Origin of the sequence: Accumulibacter sp. (assembly GCF_023806625.1) — a bacterium.
GTDB lineage: Bacteria > Pseudomonadota > Gammaproteobacteria > Burkholderiales > Rhodocyclaceae > Accumulibacter.
The window spans coordinates 1-14969 of the sequence record NZ_JAMTDX010000078.1 but is presented as its reverse complement, the minus strand read 5'-3'; the positions used below and the strand labels follow the sequence as shown (position 1 = coordinate 14969).

The window sequence follows — 14969 nt, the reverse complement described above, 5'->3', positions numbered from 1 at the left end:
GCCTTCGCGCAAGCCAGCCCTGGACTATGACGAAGTGCTAAGTTGCGAGGATTGGAACACTTCGTGGCACGGGCCACGCGGTCAGGGTCCGGGCTTGAGCGCCGCGATGGCTTCCTCGAGGCCCTCCGCGATCGACGCGAGAAACGCGGCGACGCTTTCCTCGTCGCTCGCTGCTGATGCCTGGGACGGTCAGCCAGGAGGCGACCGCGGTCGGCCGTTGGCCAGCGCTTGAGCTTGTGGATTCGGGAAACGCGGTAGAATCCGCTTTGCCGAGGAGCGGCTTTCCCGGGTCGGTTCGCCACCGGCCGGTCCGAAGAGCGGCCGCCCGATTATTCCACCTTCAGGTGTCCGCACCGATGACCGACCGTCACCCTTCAGACCTGCTTCCACTGGGCCGGGATGGCGCTGGCCTGCTGCTCACGCCGTGCCCGGGAACCCGGGGTCCGTCGGTGGATGCGGCGCTGGCGGAGTTGCAGGCGGTCGGTGCCGAATCCGTGATCACGCTGATGCCGAGGGCGGAGATGGCTGCCAACGGAGTTGCCAATCTCGACGAACTCTGTGCCGGGCGTGGTCTGCACTGGTTCCACTTTCCGATCGAGGACGAGCGTGCTCCGGGGGCGGACTTCGTGGAAGCCTGGCAAGAGCGGCGCGCGCTCGTCCATCGTCTGCTCGACGAGGGGCGGAAGATCGCCATACACTGCAAGGGCGGTTCGGGACGAACGGGGCTGATGGCCGCGCAAATCCTCCTCGAAAGAGGTTGGTCGGGCGAGGAGGCGAGCGATGCGGTCAAGGCGCTGCGCCCGAATGCGTTGACCCTCCCGGTCCATCAGGACTACTTCGCAGCGCTCGCCCGGCGCTGAACACGGGTTTCGCTGCGCAGCAGCACGGGATCGATCGAGCGCCGGACGGTGCGCCGTGAGTCGGCAGGTGGCACGTGCTCGCCGGTGGCGTCAAGTCGCTGCCGAGCGGGCCGGGCTTTCGATTTTGTCGCCGGACTCAGGCGGTCGATCGCGCTCGGCCGAAATAGTGCGCCGTACGCTTGCAGATTTCGACGAGGAGGAGCATCACCGGCACCTCGATGAGGACGCCGACGACCGTCGCCAGCGCGGCGCCGGAGGCGAGGCCGAAAAGCATCACCGCGGTCGCGATGGCCACCTCGAAGTGGTTCGATGCGCCGATGATCGCCGATGGTGCGGCGTCTTCGTAGGACAGGCCCAGCCAGCGCGCGAGAGCGTAGCCGAGCGCGAAGATCAGAATCGTCTGGAGGAGCAGCGGGACCGCGATCCAGACGATGGTCAGGGGTTGCGCAACGATGACCTCACCCTTGAGTGAAAACAGCAGGATCAGCGTGAGCAGCAGCGCGCCGATCGTGATCGGCGTCAGCAGATGGAGGAAGCGCTCGCGGAACCAGGCTTGCCCCTTGCGCCGGAGAATCCAGCGGCGCGAGAGGTGGCCGGCGACCAGGGGCAGCGCCACATAGACGCTGATCGACAGCAGCAGTGCCTGCCAGGGCACCGGCAGACGACCCACGCCGAGCAGGAATCCGCCAAGGACGCCGTAGAGGAGGAGCATGGTCAGCGAATTCACCGCCACCATGACCAGAGTCAGGCCGTCGTTGCCGCGAGCCAGATAGCCCCAGACGAGGACCATCGCAGTGCACGGCGCCACCCCGAGCAGGATGCAGCCGGCGAGGTAGCTTCGCCACAGTGGCACCGCGAGCATGCGCACACCGTCGTGGACGACGACGACGCCGGCGCCGTGGCGGGCGCCAGGCGGCAGGTCGAGTCCGAAGGGCATGCTCACCAGGTCCACGGCTTCCTCGCCGATCAGCGAACGGAATACGACGCCGAGAAAGACGAAAGCGATTGCATACATCGTGAAGGGCTTGATCGCCCAGTTGATGAACAGCGTCAGCAATACCGGCTTGCCACTGCGTCCCGCCTGGATCACCGAGGCGAAGTCGATCTTGACCATGATCGGATACATCATGAAGAAGAGACAGATGGCGATGGGGATCGACACGACCGGTGCGCCATCGACGACCATTGCCATCCGGTCCAGGCTTGCGGCGACACCCGGGGCAATCTTCCCGAGGAGGAGTCCACCGACGATGCAGAGCAGGACCCACAGGCTCAGGTAACGCTCGAAGGCGCCGTTCATCCGGCGTTGCTCTGCTGGCTCCGGGGTGCAGCAGCGGGCAGGATCAGAGGGCTTCATGTTCATCCTTGTTGGCGGCAGCACCGCGCGGTCCATCCGGTTTGCCGGCCAGCGGCTTTCGCGACTCTCGTCGCGCGCAGATCGTGACCGCGCTTCGTACGGCTACTGTGCGGCCGGGCGACGGGTCTCGAGGGCAGTCCGGATCCATTCGCCGACCTCGGCCGGGGTCGGAATGCGCCCGGAACAGACGAGCTTTTCGTCGATCACCAGCCCCGGAGTCTTGAGCAGGTCGTAGGCGAGGATCTCGTCCATGGCGGTGACCTTGGAGACCCGCGCCTCGACACCGAGCGCAGCAACGACTTCCCGGGCGATCTGCTCGAGCTTGCGGCAGTTGGCGCAGCCCGGGCCAAGAATCTTGATGTTCAACATGGTCAGACTCCTTTGTCTGCGGCGCTGCGCTTGCTGGCCAGAGTCAGCAGGCCGGCGAGCAGCGCCAGGGAAACGGCCAGCGAAAGCGCCAGCATCAGGGGCGACGTGCCGTCGATCCAGGCGCCGTAGGTCATTCCGGCTCCCGTGCTGAACAGCGCGACGAGAGCGACGTAGGCGCCGGTCTTGCGGCGCCCGATGATCGCCGAAAGGATCAGGATGCTCTGCAGCGACAGTTCGGGGTCGGACATCAGGTAAGCGAGCAGCGGTCCGCGATGCATGCCGAGATCGAGGAACATCCGGGCGATCGGCACTTCGACGAGCGTCGGGAAATACATGAACACGCCGAAGGCCACGCCGGCGAGGTTGCCGAGGAGCGAATTGCTGCCGGCCAGCGATTCGATCCACTCGGGGCGCAGGACCACGCGGACCATGCCGACGATGAACACGCCAACGACGAGCAGCGGGAAGATCTGACGGGCGAAACGCCAGCTTTCCCAGAGCCAGTCGCGCAGTTCATCGTCGGCGAGCCGCCGGGCGATCAACTGCGCGATCACCGCGAGCGCTGCCGCGACGCAGGCGAAACGCCCGGTGACGCCGACGCGCAGTCCGCCCGGGACCGCCTCGACCGACAGTGCAGCGAGCATCAGGGTCAGCGCGACGAGTGCCAGGCTCGTCCATGTCCAGCGGTTGCTGCCTTCCTGGATGTTCTCGAGGCCGCGCCAGGCGCTGCCGGCGATCGCCGCGAGCAGAACGATCAGCGAGGCTCCCTGGAGCGACAGGCCTTCTTCGCCCTTGCTCGCATCGTGGGGCACCCAGTGATCGAGCTCTGCCTGCCAGGACAGGGCGTCGGGCCATGGCCAGTCGAACTGCAGCCAGCTTCGGGTCAGCAGGTCGAGCTTGAGCGTGCCGCCGATCAGCAGGGCGATCCAGACGAGCAGGAAGACCAGCGCGACTCGGCGGATGCGTGCAGTTCCGCCGGCTGCGAAGGCGTCGTCGAGCCCGCGTGGGTCGGCCACCTCCTGGTCCTGGAAGAGCAGCGCCATGATCAGACCGATGCCGAAACCAAAAACCAGCGAGAGAAGGAGGCGGGCAGCGGCGAGGTCGACGCCGATCACGCCGCCGGTGTAGACCAGCGCGAGGATGTTCGCCGCCGGAGCGAAGAACAGGAAGGTGATCGCCGGGCCGAGTCCGGCACCCTTGCGGTAGATGGCCGCGAACAACGGAACGATGGTGCACGAGCACACGGCGAGCAGCGATCCGGCGGCTGCCGCGGCTGGGTAGGACACGATCCCCGGCGACCGCGGGCCGAGGAAGCGGGTGACCGTTCCGCTCGGGATCAGCGCCGACATCGCGCCGGCGATGGCGAAGGCCGGCAAGAGGCAGAGCAGGACGTGCGCCGCGAGATATGCGGCGAGGTTCGCCGTGCCACCGTGAAGCAGACGCAGCGTCCAGGAAATCGTGGCATCCATCGGGGAGTTTACACGTTTTGAAATTTCCAGCATTATAGAATCAAATTGTGCTGCGTGCTTGCCGGGCTGCCGTCGTTGCGCCGCGCAGTTGCTGACAGCGATCATCAACCATTTCGGAGAACAGAACCATGACAGTCAGGGTGGCCATCAACGGTTTCGGTCGGATAGGACGGCTGGCGCTGCGCGCCGCGTGGGAGTTTCCGGGAATCGAGTTCGTGCACATCAACGAGGCCAACGGGCCGGTCGAGTCGGCGGCGCACCTCCTCGAATTCGACTCGGTCCATGGGCGCTGGCGGCACGAGATCGGGGTCAGCGATGGGCGCTTGCTGATCGACGGCCGGTCGCTCAGCTACAGCAGTTCCCGCGACGTCGCCGCTGGCCGTTGGCGCGAGGTCGGCGCGGACATCGTCCTCGAAGCCAGCGGCAAGTGGCGGACCGTCGAGACGCTCGCCGCCTATCTCGACGCCGGGGTGAAGAAGGTGATCGTCGCCGCTCCGGTCAAGGGCGGCGAGGCTTTGAACGTCGTCATGGGGGTCAACGACGCGCTTTACGATCCGCAGCGGCACCACATCGTGACCGCGGCTTCGTGCACCACGAACTGCCTGGCGCCGGTGGTCAAGGTCGTCCACGAGGGCATCGGCATCGCGCACGGGATGATCACGACGATCCACAGTTCGACGAACACGCAAAGCGTCCATGACCAGATGCACAAGGATCTGCGCCGCGCACGCGCTTCGAGCCTGTCGCTCGTGCCGACGACGACCGGTTCGGCGACGGCGATCGCGCTGATCTTCCCGGAACTCAGGGGCAAGCTCGACGGCCACGCGGTGCGCGTGCCGCTGCTCAACGCCTCGTTGACCGACTGCGTTTTCGAGATGCGCAGGCCGACGAGCGTCGAAGAGGTCAATGGGCTGCTGAGGGCGGCCGCCGCGGGGCAGCTCGAGGGCATCCTCGGCTTTGAGGAGCGCCCTCTGGTGTCGATGGACTACTGCGGCGATCCGCGTTCGTCGATCGTCGATGCGGCGAGCACGCTGGTCATCGACGGCACGCTGGTCAAGATCTACGCCTGGTACGACAACGAGTGGGGTTACGCCAACCGCTACGTCGAACTGGCGCGGAAGGTCGCCGCGTCGCTGTAACCCCCCCACAGCCTTGCATCGTCGGCCCGCAGCCGGCCGCAGCCGCTTCGCGGCGTTGCCGGTGCGCCCGGGGAGCCCGATGGAGAGACCCGATGAGTGATTCCTCAGCTGGGCCTGCCGGAGTCGCCGGCGCCGGCCTGCGCAACTACATCCTGGTTACCGCAGCCTACTGGTCCGATACCGTCACCGACGGCGCCACCCGCATGCTGGTGCTGTTCTACTTCTACAACCTCGGCTACACGCCGCTGGCAGTGGCTTCGCTGTTCGTCTTCTACGAAGTCTTCGGCATCATCACCAATCTCTTCGGCGGCTACATCGGCGCGCGCTTCGGGCTCAAGACCACGCTCTTCATCGGCCTCGGGACCCAGCTCGTTGCGCTGTCGATGCTCGCCTTCGCGCCGCAGGCGTGGCTTGTCGTCGCCTGGGTCATGGTCTCGCAGGCCTTGAGCGGCATCGCCAAGGACATGACGAAGATGAGTTCGAAGAGCGCGGTCAAGCTGATCGTTCCCGAGAATGCCTCGGCGACGCTCTACCGCTGGGTGGCGATCCTCACCGGATCGAAGAATGCGCTCAAGGGCGTCGGCTTCTTTCTCGGCGGCCTGCTGTTGACCGTGCTCGACTTCCAGACGGCGCTCAAGCTGCTTGTCGCGCTCGTCGGCGGCACCCTGATTCTCGCGGCGGGCCTGATGCGCGGCGGCCTCGGTCAGGCGAACCGGAAGGCGAAGTTCGGCCAGATGTTCTCGGCGAACTCGGCGGTGAACAAGCTCGCGGCAGCGCGCATCTTCCTTTTCGGTGCGCGCGACGTCTGGTTCGTCGTCGGCCTGCCGGTCTTTCTGTCGAGCGTGCTCGGCTGGACGTTCTGGCAGTCGGGCGCTTTCCTCGCCGTCTGGGTGATCGGCTACGGTGTCGTGCAGGCGGCGACCCCGGGCTTGCTGCGCAGTCGCGTCGAAGGCCACCACGAGCCCGACGGGCGGACGGCGACGTTGCTCGCCTTCGCCCTCGCCGTGCTGCCGGCGGGAATCGCGCTCGCGCTGGCTGCGGGAATCGCGCCGGCAACCGCCGTCGTCGCCGGGCTGATCGTCTTCGGCGTCGTTTTCGCGCTGAACTCGGCCGTCCATTCCTATCTGATCCTCGCCTACACGGACAGCGACAAGGTGGCGATGAACGTCGGCTTCTATTACATGGCCAATGCCGCCGGTCGCCTCGCCGGCACCGTCCTTTCGGGGGCGCTCTACCAGTGGGGGCTGCAGAGCGGGCCGAGCGATGGACTGATCGCCTGTCTCTGGGCGTCGGCGATCTTCGTCCTCGTCGCGGGGGGGCTGTCGCTGCTCCTGCCGCGCCAGACGGGGCCGCGCTCGAAGCCGATCGAGCTCGGCGACCTCGGGGAGTAGCGCTGCTCGTCGGCTTCGCGGTCGGCTGCGCAGGCGGCCGGTGACTGCTCGGGCAGGGACTCCTACGGCTGGACCTGATCGATCACCAGGCGCAGGTCCCGGCTGCCCGGTTTGACCCCGCCGAGCCGTCCATACAGGTCGCCGCTCGCCGCCCGGGTCTGGCCAGCGCGCGCGACGCGCGCCTCGATCGTGACGCGCGGCGAATCGGCCATCCGGCCGTTGCCCAGGGCCATCGAGTCGTCGAGGCGGAAGCGTAGCGGCAGGTCGGCGACGCGTGCACGCGTGGCGGCCAGTGGCATCCGGGAGCCGTCCTCGGCGCGCGCGAAAATGAACACGGTGTCGTCGGGCCCGGCTTTGCCCGCCAGCCGGCCACTGAGCAGCACCTCACCGCTGACCGCGCCGGCGGCCAGACGAGCGGAGTCGATCGGCGGCCGAGTCGGCTGCTGGGCCGCGAGTTCGCGCGCCCGGCTCACCGCACCGGCGAGTTCCCTGGCTTCGTCCGAATCGGGTTCGAGCTGGGCGAGCAGCCGAGTCCAGTAATCGGCGGCGGCGGCGAACTGCTGACGTTCGCTCGCTGCAGCTCCGGCGAGTAGCAGGGCCTGCGGTTCATCGGGTTTGCTGCGCAACGCGCGTTCGGCGAGTTCGGCCGGTCTGCCCAGAACGCTGCCCGTGGTCCGGGCCAGAACGTCCGCATAATCGGCGAGCATCCCGGGATCCTGCTCGACGAGCATGCCGGCGCGGCCGTAAGCTTCCGCGGCTTCCGGATAGCGCTCGAGCACTTTGTACGACCGTGCGAGCATCACCCAGCCCTGGCTGTCTTCGGGATTCTTCCTGAGCCTTTCGGCGAGGCTGCTGACCATCCGTTCGATCTGTTCGGGAGCCATCCTCGCCTGACGCTGCAGCGGGTCGAGTGCGCGCGGCTCGCCAAGCAGCGCATAACCGGCGGCGGCGCCGAGCGGCATGATGATCAGCAGCGCGATCGCCGCTCGCCGGCCGCCCGGCACCGTGCCCGTCACTGCCGGGCTGGCGTCGACTTCGTCGAGCAGGCGCCGCTGCAGTTCGTCGCGCGCCTGAAGATAGTCGGCCTCGGCGAGCGAGCCGGCCGCCCTGTCGTTGTCGAGTTCGGCGAGCTGGTCGCGAAGGATCGCCAGGTTGATCTCTCGCCGGTCGCCGGCCGCGGTCGAATCTGCCCTGCGCCAGAGTGGCGGGACCAGGATGGCCAGGACGACGGCGATGAGCAGCGCTGCGGCGATCAGGAAGGCGGTCATCCGTTCACTCCCGGGGTGCCTGCTGCGTGACCGGCTGGCTACCGGGGCCGCCGGCGGCGTCGAGCAGCGCGCTCGCCCGCGCGCGCTCGTCGGCGCTCAACGCCGAGTCGCCGAGCGCCCGGTTGCGGCGGCGCAGGTAGAGGACCAGGCTGGCGACTCCGCCGACGAAGAGGATTCCCGGGCCGAACCAGAGAAGCACCGTCGTCGCCTTCAGGGGCGGGCGGTAAAGTACGAAGTCGCCGTAGCGGCTGACCATGAAGTCGATGATCTCGCGGTCACTCCGGCCGTCGCGGATCAGCGTGCGGATCTCGCGGCGCAGGTCGCTGGCCAGTTCGGCCTGCGATCCGGCCAGCGACTCGTTCTGGCAAACCAGACAGCGCAGCTCGGACGAAATGGCCACCAGCCGTTGCTCGGTGGCCTCGTCTTCGGCGAGCGACCGGGCTTCGCCGGCGCTCAGCGCCGAGGATCCGAGCAGCGTGACACCGACCAGCAGCGCGGGGAGCAACCTGCGCAGGCTCATTTCGAGATCTCCTGGATCAGCGGCAGAAGCTTGCCCGAAACGATTTCGGGGGTCACCGGACCGATGTGCTTCAGGCGAATGATTCCGGCCTTGTCGATGACGTAGGTTTCGGGGACGCCATAGACCCCGTAGTCGATTCCGACCCGCCCGTCGATGTCGAGGACCGACAGCGTGTATGGGTTGCCGTGCCTGGCCAGCCAGGCGCCGGCCCGCTCGACGACTTGCTGCCTTTCCTCGTCCCGGGAGAGCTTGTCCGCGTCGATCGCTGCGTCACCGCGCACCTCCTTGTAGTTGAGACCGACCAGCGGCACCGCGTGTTGCCTGGCGAGGTCGACGAGCACCGGGTGCTCGTGCCGACACGACACACACCACGAGGCCCAGACGTTGAGCAGCCAGACCCTGCCGAGCATCTCCTGCGGCGAGAAAGTCTTCGCCGGAGCGTCGAGCCGCGGCAGCGTGAAGGCCGGCGCCGGCTTGCCGACGAGCGGCGAAGGCACTTCGCGGGGATTGAGGCCGAGTCCGACGGCGAGCAGGACAACGAGGGCGATGAAGGCAATCAGGGGCCAGAGGAATCGGTTCATGGCAGGGTCTCAGGTGTGTCGGGCCAGCGCCCCGGCTGACGACGGTGCAGTCGACCCCGAGCGCAGCCTGACGCGATAGCGGCGATCGCTCAGAGCGATGATTCCGCCGATGGCCATGATCATGCAACCGCCCCAGATCCAGTCGACGAGCGGCTTGTAGTAGACGCGGACCGCCCACGCCGCGTCCGGGCGAGACTTGTCGATCGGTTCGCCGAGCGAGACATAGACGTCGCCGAGCGGGCCGCTGTCGATCGCCGCCTCGGTCATCGGCATCGCCGACGAGACGTAGAAACGCTTCTCGGGAAACAGCTTGCGGACAGTCCGGCCCTCGGCGATCAGCTCGAAGTCACCGACGAGTGCCCGGTAGTTCGGGCCCTGTTGCTCGCGGACGCCGTTGAAACGGAAGCTGTAGCCGCCGACGCCGACCGTATCGCCGACCTCCATGCGCACATCCTTCTCGGCCTGGTAGCCGCTGACCACCGTCACCCCGGCGACGAACGCCGCGACCCCGAGATGCGCCACGTGCATGCCGACGAAGCTCCGTGGCTGCTGGCCGAGCGTGGCGAGGAATGAGCGGCCGCCACGCGTCGCACCGACGCGCCGGACGACGCTGAACAGCGCGCTGAGCACGATCCAGGCGGCGAGCAGCAGACCCAGGGCGACCATCGGCTTCCACCGCCCGTAGAGCAGCGGGGCAGCCGCGCCGACCGCCGCCGCGACGATGAAGGCCCAGCGCAGCGCCCGGACGATTTCGTCGACGCGGGCGTGCTTCCAGTTGGCGAACGGCGCGACGCCGATCAGGAAGAGCGCGGGCAGCATCAGCGGGACGAAGACGGCATCGAAATACGGCGGGCCGACCGATAGCTTGCCGAGGCCGAGGGCGTCGATCAGCAGCGGATAGAGCGTGCCGAGCAGCACCGACGAGCAGGCGACGACGAGCAGGACGTTGTTGGTCAGCAGCAGCGATTCGCGCGAGAGCAGGGCAAACCGCCCGCCGAGTCCGACTTTCGGCGCGCGCCAGGCGAAGAGGACGAGCGAGCTGCCGATCACCGTCCCGAGGAAGAGCAGGATGAAGATGCCGCGGCGCGGGTCGGTGGCGAAGGCATGGACCGAAGTCAGAACGCCCGAGCGGACGAGGAAGGTGCCGAGCAGCGACAGTGAGAACGCCGAGATGGCCAGCAGCACCGTCCAGTTCTTGAAGCTGCCACGCTTCTCGGTCACCGCCAGCGAGTGCACCAGCGCGGTGCCGATCAGCCAGGGCATGAACGACGCGTTCTCGACCGGATCCCAGAACCACCAGCCGCCCCAGCCGAGTTCGTAGTAGGCCCACCACGAGCCGAGGGCGATGCCAAGGGTCAGGAAAACCCAGGCGGCGGTCGTCCAGGGTCTCGACCAGCGGGCCCACGCGGCGTCGAGCTGACCCGAGAGCAGCGCGGCGATGGCGAAGGAAAAGGCGACCGAGAAGCCGACGTAGCCCATGTAGAGCATGGGCGGATGGAGGATCAGGCCGGGATCCTGGAGCAGCGGGTTGAGGTCGCGTCCCTGCTCGGCGGCCGGTAGCAGGCGATCGAAAGGATTCGAGGTGAGCAGGATGAAGAGCAGGAAACCGGCGCTGACCAGGCCGAGGACGCCGAGCACGCGGGCGACCATCGGCTCGGGGAGCTGCCGCGAGAACTGCGCGACGGCCAGCGTCCAGACGACCAGCATCAGCATCCAGAGGAGCAGCGAGCCCTCGTGTCCACCCCATACCGCGGCGATCCGGTAGGGTAACGGGAGCAGCGTGTTCGAATGCTGGGCGACGTAGAGGACCGAGAAGTCGTTGTCGACGAAGGCGCTGGTCAGGCAGGCGAAGGCGACGCCGACGAGCAGCGCGAGCGCTCTCGAGGCCGGGCGCGCGAAGGCAGTCCACGCCGCTCGCCCGCGGTGCGCGCCGGCGAGCGGCAGGAAGCCTTGCGCGAGGGCGACGCAGAACGCAAGAATCAGGGCCAGGTTGCCTATTTCGGGAATCATTCGCTTCTCATCCGCACTGCCCGGGGGTCGGCGCCCGGCTGGTCGTCACTGTACAACTCTGCGGCTGACTATGGCCTGACGGTGCGTGCCGCCGCTTCCGCCGCGGCACGGTTGGCTGCCGCCCGCTCGTGTGCGTCGCCAACCGCTCGTGCCGCCTCGGGGGGCATGTAGTTCTCGTCGTGTTTGGCGAGCACCTCGCTTGCCGCAAAGACGCCGTCTTCGCCGAGCCGGCCGTGGGCGACGACTCCCTTGCCCTCACGAAAGAGGTCGGGGAGGATCCCCCGGTAGGTCACGGTGATGTCCCGATCGGTGTCGGTGACCACGAAGCGCACGGTAATGCCGTCGGGGGCGCGCTCGAGCGAGCCTTCGCGGACCATTCCACCGATGCGGAAACTCTTGCCCTTCGGTGCTTCGCCGGCGGCGACCTGGGTCGGCGAATAGAAGAACACGAGATTGCTCTGAAAGGCTCTGAGCACCAGCGTGGCGACGACAGCGAGAACGACCAGACCGCCGGCGATCAGCGCGATGCGTTTGTGACGGGGTTTCACGAACTGCTCCTGCTCCAGCCGGTCTCGCGGGGACGCCGATGTCCGCTTCGTTCGGCGCGATACTGCCGGCGAAGCCGCGCCACGAGTTTCCTCCGACCGTGCATGACGAGCATCGGTTCCGCGATCAGCAGCGCGGCCATGACGATCAACGAGCCCCAGACGTAGGGGCCGTGCTGGCCCATCGCCAGGAAGTCGGCAAGGCTATGCCAGTGCATCGTCCGCTTCTCCTCCTTCGACCAGTTGGCGAACCCAGTCGGTATGGCGTTCGCGCTCGAGCATGATCGTGCGCACGCGCATCAATGCCACGGCGATGCTGTACATCCAGCAGGCGAGTGCGCAGAGCAGCATGCCCCAGAGCATCAGGGCAGCCATGCTCGGGGCTCGGGTCAGGTTGACCGATGCGCCCTGATGGAGCGTGTTCCACCATTTGACCGAGAAATAGATGATCGGGATGTTCACCACGCCGACCAGCGCGAGGATCGCGCCAGCCTTGTCGGCGCGGCGCGGATCGTCGATCGCGGCCTTCAGGGCGATGAAGCCGACGTACAGGAAAAGCAGGATCAGCTCGGAGGTCAGCCGCGCGTCCCAGACCCACCAGGTGCCCCACATCGGCTTGCCCCACAGCGCCCCGGTCCACAGCGACAGGAAGGTGAACAGGGCTCCGGTCGGGGCCAGTGCCGAGGCCATCATCCCCGACAGACGCGTGTTGAAGCCCAGTCCGACGGCAGACCAGAAAGCCATCACCAGGTAGATGAACATCGACATCCACGAGGCCGGGACGTGCAGGAAGATGATCCGGTAGCCCTCTCCCTGCTGCGCGTCGGTCGGCGCGACCAGGAAGCCGATGCTCAGGCCGGCGATGCCGAAAACCGCGGCCAGCGTCCAGAACCAGGGAATCATTCTGCCGGCGAGCGGGTAAAAGGTCTGCGGGCTGGAAAATCTGAACCAGTTGATCAGTCTGTTGCTCATCCTTCACTCGAGAGCGATTCTCAGCGCTGCGGCGGCCGCCCAGGGCGCAAAAAACACGCCGCCGAGCGCGATCGCGCCGAGCAGCGACAGATGGGCCTCCGGCCCCAGTCCGGTGAGCGTCGCATCCACCGCTCCGGCGCCGAAGATCAGGATCGGAATGTACAGCGGCAGGACGAGCAATGAAAGCAGCACGCCGCCGCCGCGGACGCCGAGGGTCAGCGCTGCGCCGATCGCGCCGATCCCCGACAGCGCCGGCGTGCCGACGAGCAGCGACAGGGTGAGGATCGACAGCGCGTCAACCTCGAGGTCGAACTGGACGCCGAGTACGGGTGAGAGCACGACGAGCGGCAGGCCGGCGACCAGCCAGTGGGCGATGACCTTGCCGAGGACGATCAGGCCGAGCGGCTCGGGGGCGAGGGTCAGCTGTTCGAGCGTTCCGTCGCGGTGATCGTCGGCGAACAGTCGGGGCAGCGAGAGCATCGTCGCCAGCAGCGCGGCGACCCAGAGCACGCCCGGGGCGAGGCGGCGCAACTGCTCGGGCTCCGGTCCGACGCCGAGCGGAAAGAGACTGACGACGATGATGAAGAAGAACAGCATGGCCGCGAGATCGGTCTGGCGGCGCATCGCCAGGCGCAGGTCGCGGCCGATGATCGCCTGGACCACGCCGAGCATCACGTCGCCTGCTGGCCGCTTTCGGGAGCGTCATGGCTGCCGAGCCACAGCTCGTGGACCGTGCCGGCCGGGACGGCGACCGCCTGATGGGTGGTCAGCACGGCCAGTCCGCCGCGCTGCAGGTGCGCCCCGACGAGACCGGCGACGAGCCCGACGGCCGCCCGGTCGAGCGCCACGTAGGGCTCGTCGAGAATCCACAGCGCGCGCCGTTCATGAACCAGGCGGGCCAGCGCGGCGCGCCGTTTCTGTCCCTGCGAGAGATAGCGGCACGGCAGGTCCTCGCGGCCCCCGAGCCCGACGAGCTCGAGCGCGTCGAGCGCCGCGTCGTCGTCGAGCGCTTCCCGGGCCAGCCGGGCCGACGAGAGCAGATTCTCGATCGGGGTCAGCTCGTCCTTGATCGCGTTGTGGTGTCCGAGGTAGCAGAGCTGTGCACGATACGCCTCGCCAAGCTGGTGCAGCGGGGTGCCGTGCCAGCGGAGTTCACCGCTCGCCGGCGGGCTGAGCCCGCAGATCATGCGCAACAGACTCGTCTTCCCGGACCCGTTCTTCCCCTGGATGTGGAGCATTTCGCCTTCTTCTAGCCGGAAGCTCACGCCGGCGAACAGGCTGCGTTCGCCGCGTACGCATTCGAGATTCGACGCTTCAAGCATGCACGCGGGGACTCCGGGGGGCGAGGGCGTATTGTGAGGCCGCCAGTGTAGTCCCGGATTGACGAAAATCAAAAGCGATTCAAGGGCTTTTTGTATTCTTTGAAGAATTCTTCCGGGAGCGTGGCGTGGAGCCGGGATTCCTCGATCTGACGCTGACGTGGGACGGGACGCAGATCGTTGCGGCGACGGTCGTATCGACTCGTCCGGTAGCGGCGCGGGCGCTCTGCGGTCTTCCGGTTGCGCGGGTGCTCGAGCTCGTTCCTCGCCTGTTCGCCGTCTGCCGTCAGGCGCAGGAAGCCGCCGCTCGCCTGGCGCTGCGCGCTGCACTCGGTAGCCCGATGGACAGCGTCGAACTCGCCGAGCACGCGCGCAGGGTCGCCCCCGAGGTGGCCCTCGAGCATCTCTGGCGACTGCTGCTCGATTGGCCGCCGCTGTTCGGCGAGCGGTCACGAAACGGCGAGTTCCTCGACTGGCGCAAGCGGATCTCGGCGATCGCCGATGCCGGGAGCGCGGCGAGCGTCGGCCAAGCACTCGTCGCCTGGGTTGACGCGCAGCCACAGCCGGTCTTCGCCGAGGATCCGGCGGCCGCGCCCGTGGCCCTGTTGCCACAACTATCCGCGGCGCAGTGGGCTGGCCGTGTCGCTGGCGATTTCTGTGTCGAGCGGCCGACTTTCGCCGGAAGGCCGGCCGAGACCGGCGCCCTGGCACGCCGTTTCGCCGACCCCGGGGTTGCCGCCTGGCTCGCCTCGGGGCAGCGGGTCCATGCACGGCTCGCCGCACGGCTCGTCGATCTGCGTTCGCTGGCCACCGACCTCGCCGAGCCATCGCGGCTGCCCGCACAGCTCGACGCGGCGACCCTCGCTCCCGGCTGCGGTCTGGCGCGAGTCGAGACGGCGCGCGGCACACTCCTGCACCTCGTCGAACTCGACGGCCAGCGCGTCGTCCGCTACCTGCTCGTCGCGCCAACCGAGTGGAACTTTCATCCGCGGGGCGCCTTCGTCCGCGAACTCGAGCATCGTCCGGCCGTCAGTCGCGACCAGGCGATGCTCGTCGCCAGACGCCTGGCTCTGGCGCTGGATCCCTGTGTGCCCTGCGAAGTGAGGGTCAACGATGCACATGATTAGCCACAATGTTCAGCAAACCTGATCACGCGCTCTGGCCGAGGT

At 67.6% G+C, this 14969-nt stretch carries 16 protein-coding genes; 4 read left to right on the top strand and 12 right to left on the bottom strand.

Features of this window, described 5'->3' with window-relative positions:
- Positions 1-356: 356 nt before the first annotated feature.
- Positions 357-860: a protein phosphatase gene (locus NFW05_RS13010; RefSeq protein WP_295307516.1), complete on the top strand. Its 504-nt coding sequence runs from the start codon at positions 357-359 to the stop codon at positions 858-860.
- Positions 861-996: 136 nt separating this feature from the next.
- Here the strand turns inward: NFW05_RS13010 and arsB are convergent, their stop codons facing one another.
- The 3 genes from arsB to NFW05_RS12995 all read right to left on the bottom strand — a co-directional run bounded on the left by arsB (position 997) and on the right by NFW05_RS12995 (position 4055).
- Positions 997-2160, bottom strand: a complete 1164-nt coding sequence (arsB, locus tag NFW05_RS13005; RefSeq protein WP_295307514.1) for an ACR3 family arsenite efflux transporter — start codon at positions 2158-2160, stop codon at positions 997-999.
- A 159-nt stretch (positions 2161-2319) separates the two neighbouring features.
- Positions 2320-2586 carry a thioredoxin family protein gene (locus tag NFW05_RS13000; protein ID WP_295307511.1) on the bottom strand — a complete coding sequence of 89 codons (267 nt, stop codon included), beginning with the start codon at positions 2584-2586 and terminating at the stop codon, positions 2320-2322.
- Between the two features lie 2 nt (positions 2587-2588).
- The gene (locus NFW05_RS12995) at positions 2589-4055 is read right to left on the bottom strand and encodes a permease (RefSeq protein WP_295307508.1); all 1467 of its coding nucleotides are present in this window, start codon (positions 4053-4055) and stop codon (positions 2589-2591) included.
- Between the two features lie 128 nt (positions 4056-4183).
- Here NFW05_RS12995 and NFW05_RS12990 point away from each other — a divergent pair, with 128 nt between their 5' ends.
- Entirely contained in the window at positions 4184-5194 is a 1011-nt protein-coding gene (locus NFW05_RS12990; RefSeq protein WP_295307504.1) for an ArsJ-associated glyceraldehyde-3-phosphate dehydrogenase, read from the top strand.
- A gap of 92 nt (positions 5195-5286) precedes the next feature.
- Positions 5287-6585, top strand: a complete 1299-nt coding sequence (arsJ, locus tag NFW05_RS12985) for an organoarsenical effux MFS transporter ArsJ (protein WP_295307501.1) — start codon at positions 5287-5289, stop codon at positions 6583-6585.
- 62 nt (positions 6586-6647) lie between these two features.
- Here the strand turns inward: arsJ and ccmI are convergent, their stop codons facing one another.
- The 9 genes from ccmI to ccmA all read right to left on the bottom strand — a co-directional run bounded on the left by ccmI (position 6648) and on the right by ccmA (position 13803).
- Positions 6648-7853, bottom strand: a complete 1206-nt coding sequence (gene ccmI, locus NFW05_RS12980) for a c-type cytochrome biogenesis protein CcmI (protein WP_295307498.1) — start codon at positions 7851-7853, stop codon at positions 6648-6650.
- A gap of 4 nt (positions 7854-7857) precedes the next feature.
- Positions 7858-8373, bottom strand: a complete 516-nt coding sequence (locus tag NFW05_RS12975; RefSeq protein WP_295307495.1) for a cytochrome c-type biogenesis protein — start codon at positions 8371-8373, stop codon at positions 7858-7860.
- The gene (locus NFW05_RS12970) at positions 8370-8954 is read right to left on the bottom strand and encodes a DsbE family thiol:disulfide interchange protein (RefSeq protein WP_295307492.1); all 585 of its coding nucleotides are present in this window, start codon (positions 8952-8954) and stop codon (positions 8370-8372) included. Before NFW05_RS12970 ends, NFW05_RS12975 begins: the two co-directional genes overlap by 4 nt.
- A gap of 9 nt (positions 8955-8963) precedes the next feature.
- A complete protein-coding gene (locus NFW05_RS12965) occupies positions 8964-10964 on the bottom strand; it encodes a heme lyase CcmF/NrfE family subunit (protein ID WP_295307489.1) in 2001 nt (666 codons plus the stop codon).
- A gap of 68 nt (positions 10965-11032) precedes the next feature.
- Positions 11033-11512 (bottom strand): cytochrome c maturation protein CcmE, encoded by a 480-nt coding sequence (gene ccmE, locus NFW05_RS12960; RefSeq protein ID WP_295307486.1) that lies wholly within the window; start codon positions 11510-11512, stop codon positions 11033-11035.
- Positions 11509-11727, bottom strand: coding sequence for a heme exporter protein CcmD (ccmD, locus tag NFW05_RS12955; protein WP_295307483.1), 219 nt, complete (start codon positions 11725-11727; stop codon positions 11509-11511). Before ccmD ends, ccmE begins: the two co-directional genes overlap by 4 nt.
- On the bottom strand, positions 11714-12481 hold the full coding sequence (gene ccmC, locus NFW05_RS12950; RefSeq protein ID WP_295307480.1) for a heme ABC transporter permease CcmC: 768 nt from the start codon (positions 12479-12481) through the stop codon (positions 11714-11716). Before ccmC ends, ccmD begins: the two co-directional genes overlap by 14 nt.
- Before the next feature lie 3 nt (positions 12482-12484).
- Positions 12485-13153 (bottom strand): heme exporter protein CcmB, encoded by a 669-nt coding sequence (ccmB, locus tag NFW05_RS12945; protein ID WP_295307477.1) that lies wholly within the window; start codon positions 13151-13153, stop codon positions 12485-12487.
- Complete coding sequence (gene ccmA / locus NFW05_RS12940) at positions 13153-13803, bottom strand: cytochrome c biogenesis heme-transporting ATPase CcmA (RefSeq protein WP_295307475.1); 651 nt, start codon at positions 13801-13803, stop codon at positions 13153-13155. The genes ccmB and ccmA overlap by 1 nt, the downstream gene beginning before the upstream one ends.
- A 125-nt stretch (positions 13804-13928) precedes the next feature.
- On the opposite strand from ccmA, the gene NFW05_RS12935 reads away from it, so the two are divergent.
- Positions 13929-14927 carry a nickel-dependent hydrogenase large subunit gene (locus NFW05_RS12935; RefSeq protein ID WP_295307472.1) on the top strand — a complete coding sequence of 333 codons (999 nt, stop codon included), beginning with the start codon at positions 13929-13931 and terminating at the stop codon, positions 14925-14927.
- The last annotated feature ends 42 nt before the right edge of the window (positions 14928-14969 follow it).